The organism is Sphingomonas citricola (assembly GCF_019429535.1).
Taxonomy (GTDB): Bacteria; Pseudomonadota; Alphaproteobacteria; order Sphingomonadales; family Sphingomonadaceae; genus Sphingomonas; species Sphingomonas citricola.
This window is the reverse complement of record NZ_JAHXZM010000002.1, coordinates 1-25,930: the sequence shown is the minus strand read 5'-3', so window position 1 is coordinate 25,930 and position 25,930 is coordinate 1. Positions and strand designations below refer to the sequence as shown.

General features: G+C 64.2%; 19 protein-coding genes. 14 read left to right on the top strand and 5 right to left on the bottom strand.

Features of this window, described 5'->3' with window-relative positions:
- Positions 1 to 61: 61 nt before the first annotated feature.
- The 4 genes from KZ810_RS04115 (at position 62) to KZ810_RS04100 (ending at position 7,098) form a co-directional block, all read left to right on the top strand.
- Positions 62 to 1,525: an aldehyde dehydrogenase family protein gene (locus tag KZ810_RS04115; protein WP_219767764.1), complete on the top strand. Its 1,464-nt coding sequence runs from the start codon at positions 62 to 64 to the stop codon at positions 1,523 to 1,525.
- 118 nt (positions 1,526 to 1,643) lie between these two features.
- On the top strand, positions 1,644 to 3,782 hold the full coding sequence (locus tag KZ810_RS04110; RefSeq protein WP_219767763.1) for an acetate--CoA ligase family protein: 2,139 nt from the start codon (positions 1,644 to 1,646) through the stop codon (positions 3,780 to 3,782).
- A 29-nt stretch (positions 3,783 to 3,811) separates the two neighbouring features.
- On the top strand, positions 3,812 to 6,274 hold the full coding sequence (locus KZ810_RS04105; protein ID WP_219767762.1) for a TonB-dependent receptor: 2,463 nt from the start codon (positions 3,812 to 3,814) through the stop codon (positions 6,272 to 6,274).
- A 14-nt stretch (positions 6,275 to 6,288) separates the two neighbouring features.
- On the top strand, positions 6,289 to 7,098 hold the full coding sequence (locus KZ810_RS04100) for an enoyl-CoA hydratase-related protein (RefSeq protein WP_258044421.1): 810 nt from the start codon (positions 6,289 to 6,291) through the stop codon (positions 7,096 to 7,098).
- A gap of 9 nt (positions 7,099 to 7,107) precedes the next feature.
- On the opposite strand, the gene KZ810_RS04095 is transcribed toward KZ810_RS04100, so the two are convergent.
- Positions 7,108 to 8,733 (bottom strand): TLP1 C-terminal extension domain-containing protein, encoded by a 1,626-nt coding sequence (locus tag KZ810_RS04095; RefSeq protein WP_219767760.1) that lies wholly within the window; start codon positions 8,731 to 8,733, stop codon positions 7,108 to 7,110.
- Here KZ810_RS04095 and KZ810_RS04090 point away from each other — a divergent pair.
- Both KZ810_RS04090 and KZ810_RS04085 read left to right on the top strand, forming a co-directional pair.
- Positions 8,726 to 10,309 (top strand): serine hydrolase domain-containing protein, encoded by a 1,584-nt coding sequence (locus KZ810_RS04090; RefSeq protein ID WP_219767759.1) that lies wholly within the window; start codon positions 8,726 to 8,728, stop codon positions 10,307 to 10,309. The two genes, KZ810_RS04095 and KZ810_RS04090, sit on opposite strands and share 8 nt — an antisense overlap.
- Before the next feature lie 392 nt (positions 10,310 to 10,701).
- A complete protein-coding gene (locus KZ810_RS04085; RefSeq protein ID WP_219767758.1) occupies positions 10,702 to 11,922 on the top strand; it encodes an aromatic ring-hydroxylating oxygenase subunit alpha in 1,221 nt (406 codons plus the stop codon).
- Positions 11,923 to 11,969: 47 nt separating this feature from the next.
- Here the strand turns inward: KZ810_RS04085 and KZ810_RS04080 are convergent, their stop codons facing one another.
- Positions 11,970 to 13,643: a GMC family oxidoreductase gene (locus tag KZ810_RS04080; protein WP_258044420.1), complete on the bottom strand. Its 1,674-nt coding sequence runs from the start codon at positions 13,641 to 13,643 to the stop codon at positions 11,970 to 11,972.
- Between the two features lie 127 nt (positions 13,644 to 13,770).
- Entirely contained in the window at positions 13,771 to 15,000 is a 1,230-nt protein-coding gene (locus KZ810_RS04075) for a cytochrome P450 (protein WP_219767757.1), read from the bottom strand.
- Between the two features lie 264 nt (positions 15,001 to 15,264).
- Between KZ810_RS04075 and KZ810_RS04070 the strand changes: the two genes are divergently transcribed.
- The 8 genes from KZ810_RS04070 (at position 15,265) to KZ810_RS04035 (ending at position 23,116) form a co-directional block, all read left to right on the top strand.
- Positions 15,265 to 15,435: a tautomerase family protein gene (locus KZ810_RS04070; protein ID WP_219767756.1), complete on the top strand. Its 171-nt coding sequence runs from the start codon at positions 15,265 to 15,267 to the stop codon at positions 15,433 to 15,435.
- 10 nt (positions 15,436 to 15,445) lie between these two features.
- Positions 15,446 to 17,023 carry a spinster family MFS transporter gene (locus KZ810_RS04065; protein ID WP_219768337.1) on the top strand — a complete coding sequence of 526 codons (1,578 nt, stop codon included), beginning with the start codon at positions 15,446 to 15,448 and terminating at the stop codon, positions 17,021 to 17,023.
- The gene (locus KZ810_RS04060; protein WP_219767755.1) at positions 17,020 to 17,730 is read left to right on the top strand and encodes a CoA transferase subunit A; all 711 of its coding nucleotides are present in this window, start codon (positions 17,020 to 17,022) and stop codon (positions 17,728 to 17,730) included. The genes KZ810_RS04065 and KZ810_RS04060 overlap by 4 nt, the downstream gene beginning before the upstream one ends.
- The gene (locus KZ810_RS04055) at positions 17,727 to 18,383 is read left to right on the top strand and encodes a 3-oxoacid CoA-transferase subunit B (RefSeq protein ID WP_219767754.1); all 657 of its coding nucleotides are present in this window, start codon (positions 17,727 to 17,729) and stop codon (positions 18,381 to 18,383) included. The genes KZ810_RS04060 and KZ810_RS04055 overlap by 4 nt, the downstream gene beginning before the upstream one ends.
- Positions 18,384 to 18,408: 25 nt before the next feature.
- Entirely contained in the window at positions 18,409 to 19,842 is a 1,434-nt protein-coding gene (locus KZ810_RS04050) for an NAD-dependent succinate-semialdehyde dehydrogenase (RefSeq protein ID WP_219767753.1), read from the top strand.
- A 100-nt stretch (positions 19,843 to 19,942) separates the two neighbouring features.
- Positions 19,943 to 20,407, top strand: a complete 465-nt coding sequence (locus KZ810_RS04045; RefSeq protein ID WP_219767752.1) for a Zn-ribbon domain-containing OB-fold protein — start codon at positions 19,943 to 19,945, stop codon at positions 20,405 to 20,407.
- Complete coding sequence (locus tag KZ810_RS04040) at positions 20,404 to 21,567, top strand: thiolase C-terminal domain-containing protein (protein ID WP_219767751.1); 1,164 nt, start codon at positions 20,404 to 20,406, stop codon at positions 21,565 to 21,567. The genes KZ810_RS04045 and KZ810_RS04040 overlap by 4 nt, the downstream gene beginning before the upstream one ends.
- A gap of 16 nt (positions 21,568 to 21,583) precedes the next feature.
- On the top strand, positions 21,584 to 23,116 hold the full coding sequence (locus KZ810_RS04035) for a class I adenylate-forming enzyme family protein (protein WP_219767750.1): 1,533 nt from the start codon (positions 21,584 to 21,586) through the stop codon (positions 23,114 to 23,116).
- On the opposite strand, the gene KZ810_RS04030 is transcribed toward KZ810_RS04035, so the two are convergent.
- Both KZ810_RS04030 and KZ810_RS04025 read right to left on the bottom strand, forming a co-directional pair.
- Positions 23,113 to 24,009: a crotonase/enoyl-CoA hydratase family protein gene (locus tag KZ810_RS04030; RefSeq protein WP_219767749.1), complete on the bottom strand. Its 897-nt coding sequence runs from the start codon at positions 24,007 to 24,009 to the stop codon at positions 23,113 to 23,115. The two genes, KZ810_RS04035 and KZ810_RS04030, sit on opposite strands and share 4 nt — an antisense overlap.
- A gap of 49 nt (positions 24,010 to 24,058) precedes the next feature.
- The gene (locus KZ810_RS04025; RefSeq protein ID WP_219767748.1) at positions 24,059 to 25,624 is read right to left on the bottom strand and encodes a serine hydrolase domain-containing protein; all 1,566 of its coding nucleotides are present in this window, start codon (positions 25,622 to 25,624) and stop codon (positions 24,059 to 24,061) included.
- Positions 25,625 to 25,930 lie beyond the last annotated feature (306 nt).

Sequence of the window (25,930 nt, the reverse complement as noted above, 5' to 3'; positions counted from 1 at the left end):
TCACGCGCTGTCGAAAGATACTGAGCAGATCACGGGCGGAAGACCCGTCGAGGAGACTGCGATGTATTTCGATCCGCGTTCGATCCGTCCGATGTCGGGTCAGTTCATCGGCGGCCAGGAGGTTCGCGAGGGCGAAGCACACGCGGTGCCGAGCCCGTCGGACAGCGACATCGCGTTCTCCGTCGATTGGGCAAGCGAGGATCTGGTTGACCGGGCGGTCACCGACGCTCGTCGGGCGTGGTCGCGAAGCGGCTGGGGCTCGTCCGCACCGCGTGAACGGGCGGTGATCCTGCATCGCTGGGCCGACCTCGTCGATACACATGCGGAGGAGATCGCGGGGCTCGAGGCGGTGGTATCGGCGCGGATCTATCCCGAGGTCATGTCGAGGGATGCGAAGGTCGTCTCGGGCGTCCTGCGCTATTTCGCCGAATATGCCGACAAGATCGACGGCACGGTGACGCCCACGCCGCAGAATTCCTTCTCCTTTACCGTTCACGAACCGTACGGCGTCGTCGCCGCTATCGCGCCGTGGAACTTCCCGATCATCCTGGCGGCATGGAAGTTCGCGCCGGCCCTGGCCGCAGGCAATGCGGTGGTGCTCAAACCATCCGAACTGACCCCGTTCGCAGCGGTGCGCATCGCCGAGCTCGCGGTCGAGGCCGGACTGCCCGCTGGGTTGTTCAACGTCGTGCAGGGCGGCGGCGCGGTCGGCGCCGCGCTCGTGAAACATCCTCAAGTCGACTACGTGACCTTCACCGGATCGAGCGCCACGGGCGCGCGGATCATGGCGGACGCCGCGCTGTCGGGAATAAAGCCGGTGAGCCTCGAATTGGGTGGAAAGGGGCCGCAGCTTGTCTTCGCCGACGCCCCCGACCTCGACCGTTTGGCCGCCACGATCGCGCGTGGCATCACCTACAATTCGGGACAGGTCTGCTTCGCGGGCTCTCGCCTCGTGGTCGCCCGCCCGATTGCCGACGACCTTCTCGATCGCGTCCTCGCGCAGATGCGCGGTGGGCGGACGGGGACGACGTGGGACGAGGATACGACTATTCCCCCGATCATCAATCAGCGGCAGCTTGACCGCATTGACGCGATCGTCGCGGATGCGATCTCCGACGGTGCCGAGGCGCTATGCGGCGCCACGCGGATCGACGCCGATCGCGCCGGCTTCTACGCCCCCACGGTGTTGCGCGGGGTCACCACCGCCAATCGCGCCTTTCGTGATGAGATCTTCGGCCCCGTGCTCGCGGTGCAGGAATTCGATGACGAGGACGAGGGCGTCGGACTCGCCAACCACCCTGACTATGGTCTCACCGCTTCGATCCACACCAGCGACGTATCGCGCGCGTTCCGCGCCGCTCGACGTATCGAGAGCGGCACCGTGTGGATCAACGATTGGGGCCGCCGCACCGACTTCACGGCGCCGTTCGGCGGCTACAAGCGGTCTGGGATCGGCAAGGACATGGGGCGATCGGGCTTTGAGAAATACATGAAGACGAAGGCGATCTGGCTGGAGCTTCACTGATCACTGTACTATCTGCCCGAATGGAGAATAACGTTCTTGATATAGAATACTGAATGTGTGATGATCGGTCGGCGAGCAGAACCGCGTCACAGCGGCGCCGCTAAAGGAGAGGATAGGCGTGGACACTGGTCCGCTTGCATCACTGTTCAGCCCACGCTCGATTGCGTTCATCGGCGCGTCGGGCGACCCCACCCGCATCGGCGGGCGCCCGCTCTCCTACTGCATCCGTGACGGCTTCGCGGGCGGACTCTACCCCATCAATCCCGGCCGCAGCGAAGTGCAGGGTCTCCCTGCCTTCGCCACCGTCGACGACGTCCCCGTAGACACTATCGATCTTGCCGTGATCGCGATCGCACCCGAGCTCGTCCCCGAGGCCGTTCGAGCCGCGGGCCGCAAGGGTGTCCGCGCAGCGGTTATCCTCTCTTCCGGCTTCGCGGAGGTCGGTGCCGCCGGAGCGGAACTGCAGCAGGCGATGCTCGCCGGCGCGGCGGCCGCCAACATTCGGCTTCTGGGCCCCAACAGCCTAGGCGTGTTCGCCAACGGCTCCGGGATGTGCGCTACGTTCAGCAGCCTGCTGGAGAGCCGTGACGTGCCGATGGGCCCGCTCGGCATCGTATCGCAATCGGGTGCCTATGGCGCGCACCTGGCGATGCTTGCCCGCGCACGCGGTGTCGGCATCGCGCGGTTCGTGACCACCGGCAACGAGGCTGACATCACGGTCGCGGACTGTATCGCCCACATGGCGATCGATCCCGCCGTAAGCGTGATCGGCTGCTATTCGGAAGGCATCGCCGACGGTCGCGCCTTCCTGACGGCCGTCGAAGCGGCACGATCCGCAGGCAAGCCGATCGTCATGTTGAAGGTTGGGCGCAGCGAGGATGGTCGGAAGGCCGCGCAGTCGCATACCGCGAGCCTTGCCGGCGACGACGCCGTCTTCGACGCGGTCGCCCGCGCCGCAGGTGTCGAACGCGTCGACACGACGCAGGCGTTCGTCGACCTGCTCTACACGCTCGCACGCAAGCCGCCTGTCGCGGGCGAGCGCCTGGGCGTGCTGACCGTGTCGGGCGGGGCCGGCGTGCTGATGGCGGACGCGGCGGCACGGACCGGCTTCGCATTGCCTCCGATGCCGGCGGATGCGCAGGCGCGCCTCGCTCGTCGCGTTCCCTTTGGATCGGCGGTCAACCCGATCGACACGACGGCGCAGGCGATGAACGACGCGACCCTGGTGCGCGACGCCACGCGCGCGATGCTGGATGAGGGCGGCTACGACGCGGTCGCGACCTTCTTCATGAATTGGCCCGACAGTCCGCTGCTCGGACCGCCGCTGCGCGCCGCCATCGCCGAGGGCATGAAGGGCCATGAAGATCGGATCGTCGCCGTCGCGATGAACGCAGGTGACGAGACGCGGCGGTCGTTCGACGCGGCGGGAATGCTGGTCTTCGATGATCCCAGCCATGCGATCGACGCGCTCGCCGCCTCGCGTCGCCTCGGGCAAACGCTCGCACGCTCGAACGTCCCTGTACCGACGCTTCCGGCGTCGACGTCTCTCGCGCTTCATCGGCTCGACGAGGCGCAGGCGTGCAATCTGTTGTCGGAAGCGGGCGTCCCGATGACACGTACCGTTACCGCACGGACTCCGGAGGGGATCGCACGCGCCGCGGCGGCCTTCGACACGCCGGTCGCGTTGAAAATCTTGTCGCCCGACATCGCACACAAGTCGGACATCGGCGGCGTGGCGCTCAACCTGCAAGGTGCGACCGCGATCCACGACGCGGCCGCGCAGATGTGGTCACGCTGCGCTGCAGCCGCCCCCACCGCCGAACTCCGCGGCTTCCTCGCGAGCCCGATGGCTGCCCGAGGTGTCGAGCTGCTCGTCGGCTGTCGGGTGGACGCCGCGTTCGGCCCGATCGTGACGGTTGGTCTCGGCGGGGTGTTCGTGGAGATTTTCCGCGACGTTGCGATCGGCCTGGCGCCGATCGATGAAGCGGGGGCGCTCGCACTGCTTCGGTCTTTGAAGGCGTGGCCGCTCCTGGACGGAGCACGCGGCGCCCGTTCCGCCGATGTCCATGCCGCGGCCCAGGCGATTTCGGCGCTGTCGCAATTCGCCGCCCGGCACCGTGATCACCTCTCGTCCGTCGAGATCAATCCCTTGATCGTGCATCCCGCCGGTCAGGGGGCGACCGGTCTCGACGCCGTCATCGAGAGTAAAACGACCGACGAGATGCGGAATGCCGCACCGTCCAGCAAAGCCGCCTGAGAGCGGCGAGACAGGAAGAGGATCGATCAATGAAGACGACCATGTTGTCCCTGCTCGGATCATGCGCACTGACCGCTTTGACGCCGGGTTTCGCGTCCGCCCAGGCCGGTCCGCCCGCGCCCGCGCAGGATGCGGCCACGTCCGCCGACACCGCCACCCCGACGCCCACTGCGCAGCAAAATGCGGGCGGTGAGATCATCGTCACCGCGAACCGTCGCGAGGAGGCGCTTTCGCGCGTCGGCATCCCGGTTTCGGTCGTGACGTCGGACCAACTGCAATCGCAGGAAATCCGTCAGACCTTCGACCTCGCCCGCGTCGTGCCCGGTTTCCAGGCCACCACCGCGGGACTGTCGGGATCGCCGGTCTACATCCTTCGGGGCGTCGGGTTCGATACGCCAAACCCTTCGTCCACCGCACCGGTCGGCACCTACGTCGACGAGGTCGCCTACGCCTACCCTTACATGTCGCTGGGCGCAAACTTCGATCTGGAGCGCGTCGAGGTGCTGAAGGGCCCGCAGGGCACGCTCTACGGGCGAAACTCCACCGGCGGCCTCGTCGACTTCATCACCGCGAAGCCGACGGCGACCGCGCAAGGCGGTTTCACGCTCGGCTACGGCAATTACGACAGCTTCCTGGCCGAAGGTTTCGTCAGCGGACCGGTATCCAGCACGTTGAAGGCACGCCTGGCGTTTCAGAGCGAGAACCGCGCGAAGGGCTGGCAGTATAGCGTCACCCGCCCCAACGATCGGCTAGGCCAACGCTACCGCCAGTCGGTCCGCGGCACCGTCCAATGGGATCCGACCGATCGCTTCAGCGTGACGGCGAGCGGGACATACTGGGAACTACGCGGAGAACCGCAGGCGCCACAGGCGATCGCCTATGTCGGCAATCCCGCGCTGCAGAACCCGCTGCTGACCGCCAGCCTGATCCCCAATCCATCGAACAATCGACAGGCCGACTGGACGCCTATCGGGCGCCAGCCGCGGCGCGACATCACCGGGATCATTCGCCCGTTCTACGATCTCAATTCGAAATTCGCCGCGGGAATGGTCAAGGCCAATCTCGAGCTCAGCGACACCGTCTCCTTGTCGTCGCTCACAAGCTACAATCGCCTTTCGTTCAATACGGTATCGGAAGCGAACGGCGTGCAGACGGAGAGCCAGACGGCGACGTCGACCGGCCTCATCAAATCGTTCGCGCAGGAACTACGCTTTCTGGGTGACACCGGAGCCCTGAACTGGTCCGTCGGTGGTTATTACGCCCGCGACACCACGCACGAGTTCGTGTCGGGCTTCGTCGACGAACTGTCGACCATCGTCGGTTTGCGCGCCGCTGCGGCGGGCATCAACACGCGGCTCGGCAACCCGGTCAACCCAACTGCGCTGGCGACGAGTTTTCGCAATTATTCCGGTGTGGGAGACTACACCAACCGCGTGCTCGCCGGCTTCGCCAACGTAGAATATCGTTTCGGCGACCTGTTCAAGCTGTCGGCCGGCGGACGATACACGGAAGACCGCCTTCGCGGCAGTGGTTGTGGTCGCGACGTCAACGGCAACAACGTGACGTTGGTGAACTTCCTTTATCCCATCCTGACGCGCAATCCAGGGCTTCAGGGGATCACTCGTGGCGGCTGCTATACGCTGACCGCGGACAACAGCAGGTTCGCGCTCGCCGAACAGGGCCAGAAGCAGCATAACTTCAGCTGGCGCGTGCGCGGCGATTTTACGCCGTCTGACACCGTGTTGCTCTATGGCAGCATTAGTCGGGGCTATAAGGCCGGCGCCTTCCCCGTGCTCGCCGCGTCGAACGCCAGCCAATTGCTGCCAGTGACGCAGGAGAAGCTCACCGCCTACGAGGCGGGGGTCAAGCTGAACCTGCTCGATCGTCGGGTGCAGTTGAACGCGACGGGCTATTACTACGATTATATCAACCGTCAGGTGTTTGGCCGCATCCCCGACCTGATCTTCGGCACGCTGCAACGCATCGTCAACATCCCGAAGTCAGAGGTATACGGTGCGGAACTGGACGTGACGGCGCGCCTGACGCAGACGCTGCGCGTGCAGGCATCGGGCTCCTACCTCCACGCCGAGGTCAAGGAATATACCGGCTTCAACAACCAGGTCGCAGCCGCTCGGGTGGATTACGCCGGTGCGCGCCTGCCCTATTCGCCAAAGTTTCAGGCGAACGGTTCGATCATTAACGACATGCCCGTGGGTAACGACCTGATGCTCTTCACCTCGGTGTTCGGCAGCTATCAGTCTCGTTCAAGCAGCGTGCTTGGCGACGAGGCCGGTTTCGGGATCAAGGCTTACGGCCTGCTCGGTGCGAAGGTAGGCATCCACGCGGCGGACGACAGCTGGGGCGTGGAGGGCTACGTATCCAATCTGACCAACACTTATTACTGGACGAGCGCTCAGCGGCAGAGTGAGACGCTGGTGCGCTACGCCGGCATGCCCCGGATGTATGGCGCGCGCGCGACGTTCCGCTTCTGATGGAGACAGGAAGTATGACGTCGCCGTCGGTGGTTCCCGACCCGCCCGCTCACCGCTACGTCCGAGTCGAGCGGAGCGGGCCTCTGACGATCGTGACACTCGACCGGCCGGATCGACTGAATGCGCTCCATACTGCCGCACACAACGAGGTCGCGGCGGTGCTCGACGACTTCGCCGCAGATCCGGCGCAGTGGGTAGCCATCATCACGGGCGCCGGTCGGGCGTTCTGTGCGGGTAACGATCTGAGGTACATGGCCGAAGGCGGGAGCCTAGAGCGCCCGCCCTCGGGCTTCGGCGGTCTGACGAGTCGGTTCGACCTCAACAAGCCCATCATCGCCGCGGTCAACGGTGCAGCCATGGGGGGCGGTTTCGAGATTGCCTTGTCCTGCGACATCGTCATCGCCGCCGACGATGCCGTATTCGCAATGCCGGAACCGCGCGTCGGTCTGGCGGCGCTGGCTAGCGGTTTGCACAGGCTGCCACGCACCATCGGGTGGCAGCAGGCGATGGGCATCATCCTCACTGGCCGCCGAGTGACGCCCGAAGAGGGCCGTTCGCTCGGCTTCGTCAACGCGGTCGTGCCGCGCGATGACGTGATGACAGAAGCGCGTCGCTGGGCGACGTTGATGCTCGAGTGTAGCCCGCTGGCGATCCGCGCAGCCAAGGAAATCGCGCGCGACGGACTGTCGCAACCATCACTCGAGCAGGCCATCGCCAGCCAACGCAGCGGGGCGGCGCTTCATGCGATGCTCGCGTCCGAAGATTACCGTGAAGGCCCTTTGGCATTCGCCGAGAAGCGCCAGCCCCGCTGGCAGGGACGATGAGAGCCGCGACTAGCTGACGCGCCAGCACGGAACATCATTCTCTCCTTCGACCACGATACCGTTGATACCGACCGCAGGCTGGTCCCGCATGAGCAGCGTCATGGTCGCGTGATCGTCCGCGTCGATCCGCGCAGCGACCCGTTCGCCCGCGGGATTGCGTCCGATCATCACGCCGAAGCGGGGCCGTTCGTCGCGGTCGAACGGTATCGTAAAGGCTTCGAGCGTCGCGGGACCGAGATACGACGTCGCCAGCGGCGGGCCAGCTGTGGCGGCACGTGCTTCTACCTCCTCCAAGCGAAACTGGTCCGCGAGTGGCGACGCCGGCGGTGAGGACCCCAGCACGAGCGCGTGATGCTTGGTGACGTACTCTCCCTGACCGTAGAGCAGCCCGAGGCCGCACCTGTCGCGCAGCCGCCCAACCATCGCCACGATCGCGTGGGTCATGTAGTCGTTCAGCGGCGCACCGAAGAAGGTGAGACCACCGGTAACCGTCAGGTCGGCATCCTCACCGAGACTCAGCGCACGCCGCGCCATCTTGGGCACGCAGGGAAAGCAACTGTAGAGTTCGACCGCATCGAAATTGCCGCCCGATAGGCGTCGCGCAGCATCGAGCACGGCCGTCATGACGACCGAGCCGTCGTAGCGCTCCCGCGCCAGGATGTCGCGCGGTTCGTCCGCGGCAGCCCCACCGTGCACGTAAACGAGCCGATGTTCCGGGATCCCCGCCTCCCTCGCTCGTCCGAGGCTTGTCAGGATAACGGCCGCACCTTGGTTCACGATCGGATTGGCGACCATCAGCTTGCGGTATGGCCAGGCGATCAGGCGATTACCTCCGGCATCGGATAGGATCGCGTCGGCATCCACCTCATCCCTGATCCATGCCGTGTCGCGTCCCGCGCCGATGCGAGCGTTGTTCGCCCAGATGGTCGCACTTTCCCTCTGTCCCTCAGCGAGCGACTGACCCCACGCGGCCCGGGTCGCATTTTCGTAGAGGGGATAAACGTTGACCGGTGTGGTGAGCTCCAGCGCGCGCGCCAGCGGTGATTGGAAGTCACCACCGCGTATCGGCCTGAAATTCGCGATCTGCTCTGGCCAAGGTAACGTCACGCCCTCGCGCCCTGCCCGGCGGACGCTATGCTCGGCCTCGCCGCCACAGATCGCCGCAACCTCTATTTCGCCCGACTGGATCGCGAGCGCCGCCTCGTGAAGCGCAAGGGTCGGGGTCTGCCCTCCGACCGGGCGATAGCGCGCGTCAACGGAACGCACGCCTAGGCGATCCGTGATCTCGCGGCATGGGTCGGGATAGGGCCAGGATATCTCGTTGATGATGTCGAGCCGGTCCAGCATCGGCAGAAGTGCAGCACCGGCATCGCGTTCCGCGACCTCGAGCGCGGCCGTCATCAATCCAGCCGGATCCAGCGCATCCATGACGTGAACCGGCCGATCGGCGATCTCACCAACCCCGACGATGACCGGTTGCCTTGCATCTTTCACCATCGCCTTACCCTCTGGCCAAGCCCAACGAGATTCTATATGCAGAATGTCGTTCTCCAAGCAAAAGTAATCCGCCGAAAACGGCGGCAGCCGGACGAACGTCGGCGACCAGCCGGACATGAGGAGAGGAACGATGATCAATCTGCCGCCACGCCTCCGGACGAAACGCGTCCGTCTGGCGCTACTCGCCGCACCCGCCCTCCTGTCGATCGCCGGAGCGTCGGCTGCGGTCCTCGGGTTGTTTGACGGCTCGTCATCCGCCGGCACCAGCACCGGCGTGACGGTCGTGGACGGCGCGTCCGGCACGCTGACGTCGTCAGTCGGCTCCCTTCTGCCCGCCCTTGCGCAGACGGGAGGTCCGGATCACTGCGCGATCACGCGGACAGGCGAGTATCCGCGCAGCGACCCCGCCGCGGTCGGCCTCGATCCCCAGAAACTCGCGGATGCGCTCGCCTACGCCTCCGCCAACGGATCGTTCACGATCAAGGTGTTCCGTCACGGCTGCCTGGTCGGCGAAGGGCTGCGCGACGCCGCGTTCGAACGCGCGCCTGCCAACAATTGGGGCAACACGAAGACGGTCGTCGCGCTGCTCACCGGCATCGCGCAGGACAGGGGCTTCGTCGACATCGATGCGCCCATCGGCACCTATCTCCCCAACAATCTCGGGGATGCGGCCCATCGCGCGGTCACCCTGCGCCAGCTGCTCTGGGCATCGTCCGGCGCGGAGGTCAACCAGGTGCGTGGGCTTAATTTCTTCGGCGACGTGAGTCGGGTTCGCGATTGGTTCGCGCAGCCTATCACGCGAGCGCCGGGGACGTACTATTTCTATGACCAGACCGCGACCTCGGTCATCGTCTACGTCATCGAACGCGCATTGGCCGCCAAGGGCCAGCCGATGGACTACCAGGATTTCGCGCAATCCTTCCTGTTCGACAACCTGGGCATTCCGAAGAGCGCCTACTTCTGGCAGCGGGATCGAAGCGGCACCACGTCGGGCTATTCGCAACTCTTTCTTCGCCCGCTCGAGTTCGGACGTTTCGGCGAGCTGATCCGCGGCAATGGTGTCTTTCAAGGCAAACAGGTGGTGTCCGCGGCATACATGCGTGAGTTCGCGACCCAGGCGCCGACCAACTGCGGATACACATTCCTGGCCTTCTCGAACGCTTGCCGAAGCGGCCAGCGCCGGGTCAATGTCGGTGTGCCGACGCGGGTGGAGGTAGATGGACGTCCATGGGTCGCGAGCGCGCCGGCGAACATGATCTTCACCGACGGCGTCGGCACGCGCATCTGGGTCATACCCGAACTCGACATGGTCATCACGCGTTCGGGCGAGCAGGAATTCGATGCTGCACCTTCGGCTTCCTCGCTCGACGTCGACAACGTCGTGCCCGGACGGCCGGGTGCGCGCGGCACGCACGACTTCTTCCGACTGCTGATGGCAGCGGTCACTGACATGCCCGCCGCCGTGCGTGCGACGATCGCGAATTCGGGTCCCTACGCCCAGCCGCCGGAAGTGACAGGCGTCGACCTCCTGCAGTTCATCAACCAGCCGTCAGCGCCGATTGAGAGCTATTCCGGCTTCCTGCTCCCCGGTCAGTGCGATCCGCTGGGCTGCGCCGACGAGGACAATGACGGCATCGCACGCCTCGTCCTCGACGCACCTCGTGTCGTGCCCGGCACTGTCGGCCTCGAACAGAGGCCCGACGGCGGCGCCTGATATGACCGGTCGGCCGGCGGTTCGCCGCCGGCCGATCCACGCAACGACGCAGCCGAGTACGCCATGCACGCTTACGTATTTATAGGCCCGCGATGGTGGGGGTTCAGTCACGACGAAGATGGCGCGAACCTTCCGATCGATCTTGGACCTTGGTCGTTCTTCCGTAACGCGTTGATCGCGGATGGATCGGATGACGGCGGCGACGACGACAGGGAGATTGCCGCTCAATTAACGCAGCGGGGGTATGGCATCCTGGCCCGCGACCGATAGCGTAGCCGCTCCATGCCAAATTTCTCAAAGCCATGACGGTCGTTCGCGATGAAGAATAGCGTTCTCCATCTTGACAAAGCGTGATGCCGGGCGAATATTTTTTCAGTATTCGGAGAGATTTGATGGCATCCGCCGCTGACACCGCCGCGCCGAGCGCACGCAAGAAGCCGACACTCGACACCCTCAGCCCAAGCCAGATCGAGGCCATCCGGCGCATACCGGCTCACGACTCCGGACAGAAACCGGTGCCGATCGCCGATTGGCTCGATCCCGTGATCAAGAAGACGCGTCCTGCGTCGATCTTCCTCGACCCGGCCCGCTTCGACCTGGAGCAACGGTCGGTCTTTCGCCGCCTGCCGGTGCCGTTGATGCCGGCCGCCCGTCTGCCGGAAGCCGGCGACGTCGTCGCATTCGACGGCTACGGTCCCGCCCTGATCGTCGCGCGCGGACGCGACGGCGTCGTCCGCACCTTCCACAACGCTTGCCAGCACAAGGGATCGAAACTTGTCGAGACGTGCGAGGTGCACAAGGCCGCCCGCCTGATCTGCCCCTATCATAGCTGGACCTACGGACTGGACGGGCGGCTGCTGGCCGCGGCGCGGTCGGAGATGTTCACGGACTTCGACAAAAGCGAATACCGATTGTCCTCGCTTCCGACGCGGGAGTATGCCGGCATGATCTGGGCGGTGCTCGACCCCGAAGTCGAACCCGACTGGAGCGGGATGGACGACGGCTTTGCCGAGGACATGGCGCATCTCGGCCTTCCCACCGCCCACGTCTACAATCACCGACGTTTCCAGATCGACGCCAATTGGAAGCTGGTGCTCGAACCGTTCATGGAAAGCTATCACGTCACGCGGCTCCATGCGTCATCGATCGGCGATCTGTTCACCGACATGGCGAGCATCTGCACAAAGTTGGGACCGCACCAACGCAAGGTCGCGGGCAAGATCCAGTTCAAGCCATCCGACCTCGATATCCCGGGAGAAAACATCCACAAAACGGTGACGCACGCCTATCAGGTGTTCCCCAATGCAACCGTCATCACGAGCCCCTACTACATCAGCATGATGGTTCTGATGCCGATCGCGGTCGATCGCACGAACGTCGATTACTACATGCTCCTGCCGCAGAAGCCCGACAACGAGAAGGCCGAGAGTATCGCCTCGAGGTCTTACGAACTGATCCTCCGGGTGTTCGGCGAAGAGGACTTTCGTGCAGCCCGTATCACGCAGGAAGGCCTCGCCTCCGGAGGGTTGAAGACCGTCACCTACGGCGGGATGGAGAACACCATACCGACCTATTATGACCAGCTGGAAAGCCATTTTCTGACCAACGAGTAAGCCTACTCACCGTTCAGACGATCCCACCTGATGGCTCGGTCGTGCCGTCAGGTGCGGTCAAGCGCCGCGATCAGCTCCGAGGCCCGCCACGCGACGGCCATCACCGGCGCGAAGGTATTGCCGGCGGGAATCTCCGGCATGATGGAGAGATCCACCACGTGCAGCCCTTCGGTCCCGCGCACGCGTGTCTGCGCATCGACCACGGAATCCTCGTCCAGGCCCATGCGGCAGGTGCCCGCGGCGTGATAGGCCGTCGTGCCCATCGCGCGATAGGCGTCCAGTATCGCATCTTCGTCGAGCGCATTCCTACCGGGGCGGATCTCTTCGATGACTGCCTCGGCGAGCGGCGTTCGCGCCATCATCTTACGGACGAACCGCACGGCCCCGACCATGGTGCGCCGATCGTCTTCGCTCTGGAAGAAGTCTAGTGAGGCCATCGGCAGAACGGTCGGATCAGCGGATCCGATGCTTACCGACCCCGTCGAGCGCGGACGTAGCGGATAGACGGCGATCTGCATGCCGGGCTCTCGTTCCATCCGCAGCGTCGTGGCCGTCTTGTCGATGCTGAACGGTGCAGCGATCAATTGCGCGTCTGGCCTTGTCAGGTCGCGACGCGTTCGGATCAGGCCGAGCACGTCATATGCGGCGCTCGCCATCGGCCCGTCATGCGCCAAATAGTAGCGTGCCGTGTTGCGCAGCAACCGCCAGCCACCGAACTGGGCGTTGAGCGAGAAGCCTGGGCGAACGCGCCACTGCATGGCGAGGGCGCAATGCTCACGTAGGTTCTGACCGACCTCCCCACGATCCGCGATAACGGGGATGCCGAGTTTCTGAAGCAGCGGGGCCGGTCCGATCCCCGAGCGTTGCAAAAGCGCGGGCGACGCCAGCGTGCCGCCGGCCACGATCACCCGACGTGCCGCGAAGGTCCGGCGCGCGCCCTCGATGAGGCAGTCGACGCCACTTACCCGGCGTCCGTCAAACGCGATCCTGTCCACCGTCACCCCGGTCATGACCGTCAGGTTCGCGCGGTGCCGAGCCGGCCGGAGGAAGGCAACGGCGGCGCTCTGACGCCGTCCGCGTGAGATCGTCGCCGGACAATAGCCGATCTTCGCTCGATCGTCGGGCGTATTGACGTCGATCTGCGGATCGAGCCCCAGCGCCGCGCCGGCGGCGATGACGCGGTCCATAAGCGGGTGGTGCTTTGGCAACGAAACGCTGAGTGGCCCGCGATCACCACGCGTTTCGTCCCCACCCAAGGGGTGCGTTTCCACCTGGCGATAGATCGGAGCGATGTGACGCCAGCTCCACCCTTCCCCCGCGACACGGGCGAGGTCGTCGAAATCCGCAGGCTGACCGCGAACATACATCATCCCGTTCGTCGACGAAGAGCCTCCGAGCGTACGGCCGCGCACCCACGTCGCCGGGGGCTGATTGCTGCCCTCCCCTGCGGTCGCTCGGAACGGCCAAACGTATCGTGCGTCCCCGAGCACCTTCGCGACGCCGCGCGGCATGTGGATGAACGGATGCCGGTCAACCGGACCTGCTTCCAGCAGGAGGACGCGTCGCTGCGGATCTGCGGACAGCCGCTCCGCCAGCACACATCCCGCGGTGCCGGCGCCGACAATGATGTAGTCGAAAGGTGCCTTGGCGTCGGAAAGCATGTCAGCGAGCGGCCAACGCAACCGCACGTCGACGACGTTCGGTGAGCGACCCACCGTCATGCAGGCTCGACGTCTCACAGGCAGTCAGACCGGCGGGCCGGTTCATTTCACCATCCATACGGCCTCAAGCTTCAACAATATTGGCGAGTGACGCGCTCACGCGAACTTCCAGTCTGCCGAGTGACGATCAGGCGGCGGCCTGTTCCCTTACATCCCAGACGATCGGCAGACGCTCCAGCGCCATCACCACACCGGCGCGGAACTCGGGTTGGAACCCGTCCGCCAGCCGGAAACGAGGGATACGCCGCAGGAATTCCGTAATGAAAATTCGCATCTCCGCCTTGGCGAGATAATGACCAAGGCACAGGTGCGGCCCCGTGGAGAAGCTGACGTGCTGACGGCGCTTGCGGTCGATGTCGAAGCGCTCGGGATCCGGATTGCGCCGATCATCCATGCCTGCCAGCGTCATTGGCGCAACGATCATCTCGCCCGCGCGCAGCCGAGCGCCGGCGAATTCGATATCGTGACGGATCAGGCGCACCCCGTTCGTCACGGGAAAGCGCCGCATGGATTCGTCGATGAAGCTGGGAATGACGTCCGGCTCCGCGATCAGTCGATCCTGGATTTCAGGGTGACGCGCGAGAAAGTGGAAGGCGAACGTCAGTGCGTTGGCAACTGTATCAAGGCCGGCGACGAAGAGCAGGAACGCGATCGAAAGCAGTTCGTCCATCGTCAATTTGCGCCCATCGACCTCTTCGGCGACCAGACGGCTGAACAGATCGTCGCGTGGCTCATCCATGCGCGCGCGAAGGACCGTCTCCAGCTCGAAGAATATCTTGCGCTGAAGCTCGATCCGTCGCTCAGCAGGTATGTGACTGAAGAACTCGGTGACGATCTGTCGAAACTCGACGTAGCGGTCGAGCGGCAGCCCGGCCAGCTCCATGAAGACCGTCACCGGATACAAGGCGCCGAGCTGCTCGGCGAAGTCGCAGCTTCCGTCGGCATAGACCTTGTCCACCAGCCGTTGAGCCCAGTCCTGCATCTGCGTCTCAAGCCCGGCCACCATGCGCGGCGTAAAGTGACGCATCAGCATCTTTCGATACGGGGTGTGCTCGGGCGGATCCAGATTGATGGGGATCGCCTTGAACGGACTCTGCGTTTTGGGCACCTCCAGTTCGGCATTTGAGAAGTTCGCGGCGTCCTTGATAACCTTCTCGATCAGGTCAAACCGCGTGACGAGCCAATGGCCGCCATTTCGCGGAGTATAGAAGATATCCGGCGCCTCCAGCTGCATCTCCCGATAACCGGTGTGCAGATCGCGCAGAAGCCGTGCATCGCTGTAGATGTCGAAGCGGTAAACCTGGTCGGCATGCACGTGGGGCGGAATCTCGACCTCTGCCGTGCTCGGATTATGCATTACCGCGACTTCCTCTCACCAGTGCGTCGAACATTATCGTCAGCCGCCGCGACGGCGTCGTGGTTCGTCCGCGAGGGAGGTGTTCCATACAGCTTCCAGCAAGTCAACATAGCAGAATGACGTTCTCTCGAGAGAAAAGGGATTGGTCAAGCGAGATGGCGGTTGCCTCCCCCTTTTATTCTGCATAGAAAAAGCTATTCTCATTGGAAACGAGTGTGGCTCACCCACATGGCATGACGGGAGAGGATAATGCCGCTAGCAAACGTGTCCACGCTGCAGGGAATTACCCCCAAGCAAAAGCGCGACGTGATCGCCTCGGTCACTCATGCGCTGTCTTCGAGCCTCGCGGTGCCCCCTGCTTCGGTGCGCGTACTGGTAACCGAGATCCCAGCGGACGGATGGGGCGTCGCCGGTGTGCCGCTGAGCGATCGATGACACGTCGATGATGGCGGTCACGGTCCCTTTAACCCCCGCCTCGAGCCTCGATCAGAAGATCAAGCCGACTTCCGCTTACCGCTACTACGTCCTGACCCTCCTCGTAGCGGTATATGCGCTTAACTTCATCGATCGTCAGATTCTCAGCGTTCTGGCGGTCGACTTGAAGCACGACCTCGGTTTGAGCGATGCCGATCTTGGTTTCCTGTACGGCACAGCGTTCGGCGTGTTCTACGCGTTGTTCGGCATTCCCATGGGTAGACTGGCCGACAGCTGGAACCGGGTGCGCCTGATTACGGTAGACCTGACCCTCTGGTCGGCGATGACCGCGTTGTCGGGCCTCTCCCGGACGGGCGGTCAGCTCGCCGCGGCGAGAGTGGGAGTAGGGATCGGCGAGGCGACCGCCAGCCCATGCGCCTACTCGCTCCTCTCCGACTTTTTCCCGCGCGAGAGGCGGGCCACTGCGCTCGCGATCTATTCGACCGGCATGTATCTCGGCGCCGGCTTGTCGCTGTTCGCCGGTGGATTGGTGGTACAGCATTGGAATGCAGCCTATCCGAACGGATGGTTGGGGCTGGTGGGCTGGCAGGCGGCTTTCCTCGCGGTCGGTCTACCGGGCATCCTGCTTGCCGCGGTGATCGCCACGCTGCGTGAACCCCCGCGCGGCATGTCCGACGGATTGATCACGCCGCCCTCGCCTTACCCTTTTCACGCGTTCTTTGCCGAGTTGATGATCGTCCTGCCGCCGCTGACGTTCATCGGTGCGGCACGACGAGGGCGCGGCGCGCTCCTCGTGAACCTCGTCGCGGCGCTGACGATTGCAGGTACGGCGCTGATTCTGACGGTCGCGACCGGTGACGCGCTGCAATGGACGGCAGTGGCTGTCGGCACCTATGCCGTGTTCAGCTGGGCGAGCGCGCTTCGAACCCGCGATCCGCCGGCGTTCGCGCTCATCTGGGGTACCCCCGCATTCCTGCTGATGCTGGCGGCGCAGGGGTTGCAATCGGTCGTCAACTACGCCGTCTCATTCTGGTCGCTCCCCTATGTCGAGACGGCGTTCAGCGCGAGCAAGGCTGAAGCCGGGCTGCTGATCGGCGGAGCGGGAGCTGCGGGTGGCTTCCTCGGCCTTATACTCGGGGCGCGCGCGAGCGATCGACTGAAACTGCGGCATCCCGCCGGACGGGTCATGGTCATGCTGTTCGCGGCGACCGCGGCGGTGCCCTTGAAGATCGTAAGCTTCACCACCTCCAGCCTCGTAGTCTTCTACGCGCTCCACCTACCGATGATTCTGCTGTCGAGCTGCGCGCTGGGTGCCTATGCCGCGACGTCGCAGGATCTGGTGCTGCCTCGTATGAGAGGACTCGCCACGGCCACGCTGTTTCTTGCCATCACCATGATCGGCTTGGCGCTCGGCCCCTATGCCGCCGGACGACTGGCGACCGTGTTCGACGGCGTCGGCGGGGGCGTCCTCGCGCTGGTGTCGGTCGTTCCGCTGACGGTGATCGCGTTGGCGCTGCTCTTCCGCGTGCTGCCCACCGCCGAAGCGACGGTGATCGAGCGCGCTCGTTCTGCCGGAGAACCGATTTGACGAAGATCTTTCCCGATCCGGATGCCGCATTGCGCGACCTGCTGCGCGACGGCATGACCCTGATGTCCGGAGGCTTCGGGCTCTCGGGCAATCCCGAGAGCCTCATCGACGTGATCCGTCGCGCGGGCGTCCGGAACCTGACCGTGATCTCAAACAACGCAGGCGCCGACGGCTTCGGCCTTTGGTCGCTGCTGAACGCGCGGCAGGTCAGGAAAATGATTTCCTCCTACGTCGGTGAGAACCTACTCTTCGAGCAGCTCTATCTGTCAGGCGAGATGGAGCTCGAATTGTCTCCGCAGGGCACGCTGGCGGAACGTATTCGTGCGGGGGGTGCAGGCATACCGGCCTTCTTCACGCGCACCGGCGTCGGGACGGTGGTCGCCGAGGGCAAGCCGCTGCAGACGTTCGAGGGCGTGGACTATGTGATGGAGCGTTGGCTGCGCGCCGACCTGTCGATCGTGAAGGCTTGGAAGGCCGATTCCGAAGGCAATCTGGTCTATCGGAAGACCGCGCGGAACTTCAACCCGATGATGGCGACGGCGGGCGCGGTGACGGTAGCCGAAGTGGAGGAGGTCGTGCCCGCAGGCGCGCTTGACGCCGACGCGATCCACACGCCCGGCATCTACGTCGACCGCGTGGTCCTAGCGACGATCAACGAGAAGCGTATCGAGAAGCTGACCGAACGCGACCGGGAGAATGTCGGATGAGCTGGACCCGCGATCAGATGGCGGCGCGAGCCGCGAAGGAGCTTCGGTCGGGCTTTTACGTCAATCTTGGGATCGGCATACCGACGCTGGTCGCCAACCAAATCCCCGATGATTTCCACGTCGTCCTTCATTCGGAGAACGGCATGCTCGGCACCGGCCCTTTTCCCTTTCGTGGCGAAGCCGATCCGGATCTGATCAACGCCGGCAAACAGACAGTCACGCAACTGCCGACATCGAGCTTCTTTTCCTCGGCGGACAGCTTCGCGATGGTGCGCGGCGGCCACATCGATCTGACGGTGCTCGGCGCCATGCAGGTGTCGGCCGCGGGCGACATCGCCAACTGGACGATCCCGGGCAAGATGCTGAAGGGCATGGGTGGCGCGATGGACCTGGTGGCGGGAGTGCGCCGCGTCGTGGTCACGATGGAGCACAACAACGCTTCGGGCGAACCCAAGCTCGTGGATGTCTGCACCCTGCCGCTAACGGGCGTCGCAGCGGTCGATCTCGTCATCACCAACCTCGGCGTCTTCACCTGCGACCGGCATGGCGGTGGCGGGCTGACGCTCACCGAATTGGCCCCTGACGTCTCGCTCCACGCCGTGCGCGAACGAACCGGAGCCGACTTTGAGGTTCGCCTCTCGCACATCGCCTGATCCTTTCGAAACATCGGAGCCCCTCATGAACGCCTATGATACCGACCTCGGCCTTTATGTCGGCGGCGAATGGCGCGACACCGCGACGCGCGACACGCACGACGTGCTCGACCCCGCGAGCGGCCTGACGCACGCGGCGCTGCCGCTCGCCTCTGACGCGGATCTCGACGACGCGCTCGACGCGAGTGCGCGGGGGTTCGTTCGCTGGCGGGCGACCGCGCCGGAAGCCAGGGCGCATGTGCTGGCGAGGGCGGCTGCCCTGCTGCGCGATCGGACGGATCGGATCGCGCGCATCGCCACCCTCGAACAGGGCAAGCCGCTGGCAGAGGCCAAGGGCGAGATCGGCTTGGCAGCGACGCTGCTCGACTTCCACGCCGGTGAAGCGGTCCGCATCTACGGCCGCGTCCTGCCGCGACCGGCTGGCACCCGCAGTCTCGTGCTGCATCAACCGATCGGCCCGGTCGCGGCGTTCTGCGCATGGAACTTCCCAGCGCTCAACGTCGTGCGAAAGCTGGGTCCGGCGATCGCTGCCGGCTGCTCGATCATCATCAAGCCGAGCGAGGAGACGGCGGGCACGGCGGTGGAGGTCATGCGATGCTTTCAGGACGCTGGGCTGCCCGGCGACGTCGCGCAGATGGTCTTCGGCGTCCCCGACCGTATCTCGCGACACCTCCTTGCGTCACCGGTTACACGCAAGCTGAGTTTCACCGGGTCCGTGCCCGTCGGCAAGCATCTCGCGAAGCTCGCCGCCGAAACCATGATGAAGACAACAATGGAACTCGGCGGGCATGGTCCGGTGCTGGTCTTCGACGACTGCGATCTCGAAAAGACGCTGGACTTGTTGGTCGCCAACAAGTTCAGGAATGCGGGACAGGTTTGCATCGCCCCCACACGCTTCTACGTGCAGGAGGGCGTCTACGAACGCTTTGCTGCGGGGTTCGCGGAGCGGACGCGGCGCATCAGGGTTGGAAGCGGCTTGAGTGAGGCGACCCAGATGGGGCCGATGGCGAACAGGCGTCGACCGACCGCGATCGCAGACCTGGTCGACGACGCACGGTCCGCGGGCGCACGGGTCCTGACCGGTGGTGAGCCAATCAAAGGAGAAGGCTTCTTCTTCACCCCCACCGTGCTGGCAGACGTACCCCTGAGTGCGCGAGCGATGAACGACGAGCCTTTCGGCCCGTTGGCGCTTCTGAGTCCGTTCGGCAGCGAGGATGAAGCCATTGCGCATGCCAATCGACTTCCGTTCGGTCTCGCCGCCTACTGTTTCACGGAGAACGGGCGAAGGCAGAACTGGCTGGGAGACGAGATCGAAGCGGGAATGATCGGCATCAACAACGTGCGCCTGAGCTGGTCCGACAGTCCGTTCGGCGGGATCAAAGACAGCGGGTTCGGATCGGAGGACGGGCCCGAGGGGGTCGCCGCCCATCTGATCACCAAAACCGTCCACGCCATGTAAATTTCCGCCATAGAGAATATCTTTCTCCATGTTGACAGGCTTTGTATAGGGTATAAGTCGCTGGCAGCAGCCGGACACGGGCGCAGACGAGGAGACGGAAGTGGCGGCCACGGCACGGATCAGGGGCGGCATTGGTGCGGACGGTCCGTTCTGGGACGCACTAGACGCGGGCGAATTCCGGATAGCGCGTTGCCGCGGATGCAACGAGTGGTTGATGCCGGCACATTTCCGATGCGGCACGTGCGGGTCGTGGGATATCGGCTGGGACGAGGTGGACGCAACCGGTATCATTTACGCTTGGACCCGAAACCACGCCGTGTCGGACGTGCTCAAGGAACGACGTGGTGCCCTACCCTACGTGACGGCGCTCGTGGAACTCCCACAAGCAGGTGGCGCCCGCCTCCCCGGTGTAATCGTCGGTGATCCGCCGAACCTGCGCATCGGCGCACGCGTGCGCGGCACGATCCGTCCGCCCGAGGAGCGCTCGCGCGGCTATGCCACCATGGTCTGGCAGATCGAGGACGACAGCGCGCCCGCCACCCGCGTCGGGGAGACGGAAGCATGAGCGGCCTGCGCGGCGCCGCCGCCGTCGTGGGCATCGGCCAGACACCCTATTACAAACGCGGCACCTCGCCGGACAGCGAGATGAAGCTGGCGCTCCGCGCCATCGTCGCGGCGGCGGAAGACGCGGGGCTCGATCCCGCGGAGATCGACGGGTTCGTCTCCTACGGCTCCGAGCGTAACACCGGGCAGAAGCTGATGCCCGGCCTCGGCACCCGGTCCCTGCGTTTCGCCGGCCTCGCCTGGACACACGGCGGCGGCATCCCGGCTGCGGTTGGTCTCGCAGCCATGGCAATCTATGCCGGCCAAGCCGATGTCGTCGTGGTCTACCGCGCCATGGCGGAAGGCAGCAATCAGCGATTGCAGGTCGCAGTCACGCAGGACGACACCCCCGCTCAGTTCCTGGCCAACGGGATCGACATGGTACTTCAGCGCTCGGCGATGCGGACACAGCGCATGATCGAGCATGAGGGCGTACCTCGCGAAACGCTCGAGGCGATCGCCCAAGCGGGGTATCACCACGCGCAGCAAAATCCGCAAGCGGTCGGTTACGGTACTCCCTTGTCGCACGATGCCTACGAGGCGTCGCGCTATATCTCCGAACCATATCACCTCTTCGACTGCTCGCGCGAAAACGACGGTGCGGCCGCGGTCATTCTCGTCTCGGCGGAACGGGCTCGGACGCTGAAGCAGACGCCTGCCTATCTCCTCTCATGCCCGATGGGCGCATCGGCAACGATGGGGTCGCGCGAGGACAATCACGAGCCCTACACCAGCGTGGGCTTCATTGATCTGGCCAAGCGCATGTGGCGTGAGTCCGGCTACGGACCGGAGGACGTCGACGTCGCGCAAATCTACGAAAATTTCACCGGCATGGCCGTGGGGACGATGATCGATCACGGCTTCTGCACGGCGGAGACGGCAGGCGACGTACTGCAGCTCGACAATCTCGTCGCGCCCGATGGCGGGATCCCGATCAACACGTCTGGTGGAAACATCGCCGATGGCTTCATTCACGGAATGGGGCTGGTGCTGGAGGCGGTCCGGCAAATCCGTGGTACTTCGACCAATCAGGTGCCGGGGGCGAAACTGTCGATGATGGCGGGTGGCCCGGGTGACTCGGTCACCAGCACCGCGCTTTTCGGCAGTGAAGCGACGCTTTAGGATCGGGGGACACAAAATGACGACAAACGGCCTGCTCCACGACGGCGTCTCGTATTGGGCGCGACGCAGGCCACGGCATCCCGCGATCGTCATCGATGACCAGCCTCCGCTCGACTACGGCACGCTTGATCGCTGGAGCGACGGCATAGCGTGCCGCCTGCAATCGATGGGTGTCACGCCCGGCGATCGCGTCGGGGTCGCGGCTGCGAATTGCCTGGCCTGGCCGGCGGTCGCGATCGCGATCCTAAAGGCGGGAGGAATCATCACTCCGTTCAACGACCGCCTGGTCGGCGACGAATTAGCCTATCTGGCGGGTTACAGCGATCCGCGCGTCATCGTCGCCGACGACACCCGCGCTGCCCTGCTGCGGCAGGAGGGAGTTGCGGTTCCACTCCTCGCATTCGAAGAACTGGATGCGGATCGCGGGGGCGGACCCGCTGGCTGGACCCCGGTCCGCATAGAATCGGAAGCTGTGGCGATGATCATCTTCACCAGCGGCTCCACGGCACGTCCCAAGGGCGCGATGATGACCCACGGCAACTACCTCGCCAAATACATGGAGATGCGGTTGCTCGACCCGAGGTTGGGGCCGGACACGCGATCGCTCATGCCCCTGGGGCTCCACTCGTCCCCCGGCACACCATGGGGGATCCTGTTCACGACCACGCTTGGCGGCACACTCTACGCCACGACGAAGTATCAGGCCGCGCAGACGCTTCGGACCCTGCGCGACCAAAGGATCAACTTCTTCCTCGGCGTTCCGATGATCTACGACCAGATCGCGCGTGAGCCGGGTTTCCCCGAAGCCGATCTGTCGGCGTTGACCTTTGCGCGGGTCGGTGGTGCGACGCCGAGCCCGGACATGCTGGCGACATGGCGGGCGAAGGGCGTAATCGTTCGACAGTTATACGGCATGACCGAGGTGGGCGGCGGATCGATCATCGCGACAGAGGACGAGGCGCTCGCCCGGCCGACCTCGTGCGGGCGTGGCCTCGCCTTCTCTCGCTTCCGCATCGTGCGAGACGACGGTACCCCCTGCGCACCGGACGAGCCCGGCCACATCCTGCTGCAGGGACCCGGCCTGATGGCCGGCTACTGGCGCGATCCCGAAGCCACCGCCGCGGCGTTGCGTGACGGCTGGATGCACACCGGCGACATCGGCGCGGTCGACGACGAAGGCTATTTCACTTTTCTTGATCGATCAAAGGAGATGATCAAGTCTGGCGGCTTCAACGTCTCGCCGACCGAGATCGAGGCGGTTCTGATGCGGATGCCCGGCGTTGAGGAATGCGCCGTGTTCGGCGTGTCGGACGACAAGTTTACCGAGGTGCCCTGCGCCTGTGTCGTCACGCATGACGCGGTGCGGTCCGACGCGATCCATCGGCATTGCGCCGCGCTGCTCGCCGGCTTCAAGCTGCCACGCTACGTGATCACGCTCGACACGCCGCTGCCACGGCTCTCGAACCAGAAAATCGACCGGCGGGCGCTCAAGCATCACTACGCCGATGCAGCCAATCGTCCGGAACCCGTAGCACGCACTAAGCTCTAACCGGGGCGGGCAAACAGATCGCGCAGGCCGGGTATCGATTGCAGATTCGCGGCATCGGCTGTGAAGACCGGCGCACGCTTTTCGAGAAAAGCCGCAACCCCCTCCTTTCCGTCACCCAGACTGGTGTAGAACATGCCGAGCGAGTCGATCAGATGCGCCTGAAGCGGATGATCGAGCGCGGGGTTGCGCTTCAACATCTGCCGGGAGAGTGCGATCGCGAGCGGTGATCGTCCATCGATGATGCGATGAGCCAGTGCCTTCGCCTCGGTCATCAGCGCATCGCGATCCCGGTGGACCGATCGTAGCAACCCCGCGGCGCGCAGCGTTGCGTGATCGAGGATGTCGGCACACAACACCCATTCCAGCGCGGTCTGCTCCCCAACCAGCCGCGGCAGGAACCAGCTCGAGCACGCTTCCGGGACGACGCCCAAGCGACCGAAGACGAAGCCCATTCTGGTCTGCACGCATCCGAGACGGAAATCCATCGCAAGCGTCATCGTCGCGCCGATACCGACGGCGGCGCCGTTGATCGCCGCGATCACCGGCTTCACACAATCGAAGATCGCCAGCGTCACGCGCCCGCCGGTGTCGCGCACGCCATCCCTGATGACCGGTTCGTCGAGGCGTTCGCGCATGTCGCGCATCGTTGGGGCAAGCGTCTCGTCCAAGCCGAAGACGTTGCCTTCGCCTTCCAGTTCCATGCCGGCACAGAACGCCCTTCCCGCGCCCGTGACGATGACCGCTCCGACCGCATCATCGTCGTTCACGCCGCGGAACAGGTGTTCGAGTTCGTCGGCCATGGTGGTCGTAAAGGCATTCAATCGCGTCGGACGGTCCAACGTGACGACGAGAACGCGCCTGTCCAGGCTGGTCGACAACGTCTCGTAGATCATCCGCGCATCCTCGCCCCCCGTCCGGTCACGTCTCGAATGCCACGATACCTCACCCTGAGGGACGCTGCTCCAGGCCGATGACGCCGAGCAGTGCCGGCGGCACTTGCAGAACCCAGAGGATGCCGTCGTTCGGCTCGGCGCGACATCGGAGCGCGTTACACCCTTCCGCACCATTCGGTCCAAGCGCCGTGTAGCTGCCGAGCGGAGCCGTCAGGGGCAGCAGGAACGGCGCAACGTCGACGCGGAGCGATGCAGGACGATCATAGGGCCCGCTGTTCTGTATCGTCGCTCGCACGCTGACAGGCATGTCCGTGATCGCGTCCATCAGCAGACGGAAGAATTCGTGATCGCCCGGGCCGCCGGCGTTGCCGGGAAATGCACCATGCAGATCGAGGTTCGCGAGCCCGGTTACCGTGTCTAGTTCCTGGTAACCGGCTCGCGTGACCACGATGTCGAGGCTCGGTATAACGAAGGTATTCGTACCCAGACCAAGCGAATAGTAGAGATCGCTGGGTGCACTCTGTATCCATGCCTCGCCTGGATAGGTCCGGCGTGAGGGATAGTCGGTGTTTACCTGCGTCTCGCCGGAACGACAGGAGTTGAGCCAGACGTAAAGGCCGAAACCGCAATTGGCGTTTGATCCTGCCCGCATCTGGGTGATGAACTGCTTGGACACGACCCGTCGTCCGTCAAACGTTCCTCCCGTGCGCAGCAGCTCGCCCAAGCGGCCATATTCGAGCGGCCGTAGCCAGAGCCCGGAATAACCGGTGGTCGTTCCCGCCCGATCCTTCTGCCAGAAATACGCGCTCGCCGGAATGCCGAGCTTGTTGAACAGCTCGGCCTGAGCGAAGGCCTGGAAGTCCCGGTTGGATTCGTGCTGCTTGATGATGCGATCGAGTATGTAGACGACGACGGATGGGGTGATCTCGTCGAACTCGTAATACGAGCCAGCCGCATGCGGGAGGGCCGTGCTGAAATACTCTCTCGCTCTCGATATGTCGGTGAAGAAATTAAGGCCGGTCACGTGATTGACCTGCACACCGGATGTCAGCTGCATGAACTGACGAAGCGTTCGCGCGCGATGTTCCGTGTCGCCGAGGTCGGATGGCAGATAGGCATCGATCGGAGCATCCAAATCGATCCATCCGCGATCCGCCACGATGCCGGCAACCAACGCGACAACCGCCTTGGTCTGCCCGGCATTCAGCTCGGGCACCCGATCAGTCGCGATGTCGCGGACACCCTGACCGATAAGGCAGCCGTGACGGAAAACCTTGATCGAATTCGAGCCGTTCGCTGCGGCATAATCAAGCGCTGCCTGCAGCTTTGCACCATCGACACCGACGGCTGCTGCTGAGGTGGTTAGATATTCGTCCTGAGGGCGGGTGACGCAGGAAGTTGCGTTTCCCGTGGGTAGAACCGACAACGCCAACCGCGAAAATGACGGCATCAGATTTGATGGAACCTGTAGTTGTTGGGCTCCCTGAACGACCGTCACGGTGTGATCGTCAAAGCCGGCATCGCTCGGCTCGAGCAGAGATGCCGATGCAATGCCAATCACGCCGATGATTGATGCTGCCGAAAGCACGAGCGCACGATTGTGCCATATCCTCATGGTCACTCTCCTCTCCACGTCTCTCTGCGCAGTATGACGAAGGTAGATCGTCTACCTACCTGATTGCAAGGATTCTTCTCTACTGAGAACGTTATTCTTGCAAACGTGCTTTAGACTCGCTCGACTTCACCTGCAATCAGAGCAACAGCATGGGCGTGCCCTGCTGCTGGTGAGTGTGCGGCACAGCCCTGATCGACCCTGATCATCGGGGCTGTGGCTGGTGGAAGCGACGCTGGTGTCGCTCCTACCGGAGACCAGATCCATGAAGCTCACCGACACGCAGTCGCTGCTCCTCGCACACGCTGC

Excerpts from the sequence above, each read along its gene's own strand:
- KZ810_RS04050 (WP_219767753.1), top strand. The coding sequence starts at position 18,409 with ATGAACGCCTATGATACCGACCTCGGCCTTTATGTCGGCGGCGAATGG.
- KZ810_RS04075 (WP_219767757.1), bottom strand. The coding sequence starts at position 15,000 with ATGCATAATCCGAGCACGGCAGAGGTCGAGATTCCGCCCCACGTGCAT.
- KZ810_RS04040 (WP_219767751.1), top strand. The coding sequence starts at position 20,404 with ATGAGCGGCCTGCGCGGCGCCGCCGCCGTCGTGGGCATCGGCCAGACA.
- KZ810_RS04090 (WP_219767759.1), top strand. The coding sequence starts at position 8,726 with ATGATCAATCTGCCGCCACGCCTCCGGACGAAACGCGTCCGTCTGGCG.
- KZ810_RS04030 (WP_219767749.1), bottom strand. The coding sequence starts at position 24,009 with ATGATCTACGAGACGTTGTCGACCAGCCTGGACAGGCGCGTTCTCGTC.
- KZ810_RS04115 (WP_219767764.1), top strand. The coding sequence starts at position 62 with ATGTATTTCGATCCGCGTTCGATCCGTCCGATGTCGGGTCAGTTCATC.
- KZ810_RS04085 (WP_219767758.1), top strand. The coding sequence starts at position 10,702 with ATGGCATCCGCCGCTGACACCGCCGCGCCGAGCGCACGCAAGAAGCCG.
- KZ810_RS04105 (WP_219767762.1), top strand. The coding sequence starts at position 3,812 with ATGAAGACGACCATGTTGTCCCTGCTCGGATCATGCGCACTGACCGCT.
- KZ810_RS04035 (WP_219767750.1), top strand. The coding sequence starts at position 21,584 with ATGACGACAAACGGCCTGCTCCACGACGGCGTCTCGTATTGGGCGCGA.
- KZ810_RS04100 (WP_258044421.1), top strand. The coding sequence starts at position 6,289 with ATGACGTCGCCGTCGGTGGTTCCCGACCCGCCCGCTCACCGCTACGTC.
- KZ810_RS04080 (WP_258044420.1), bottom strand. The coding sequence starts at position 13,643 with ATGACGGTGGGTCGCTCACCGAACGTCGTCGACGTGCGGTTGCGTTGG.
- KZ810_RS04055 (WP_219767754.1), top strand. The coding sequence starts at position 17,727 with ATGAGCTGGACCCGCGATCAGATGGCGGCGCGAGCCGCGAAGGAGCTT.
- KZ810_RS04025 (WP_219767748.1), bottom strand. The coding sequence starts at position 25,624 with ATGAGGATATGGCACAATCGTGCGCTCGTGCTTTCGGCAGCATCAATC.
- KZ810_RS04065 (WP_219768337.1), top strand. The coding sequence starts at position 15,446 with ATGGCGGTCACGGTCCCTTTAACCCCCGCCTCGAGCCTCGATCAGAAG.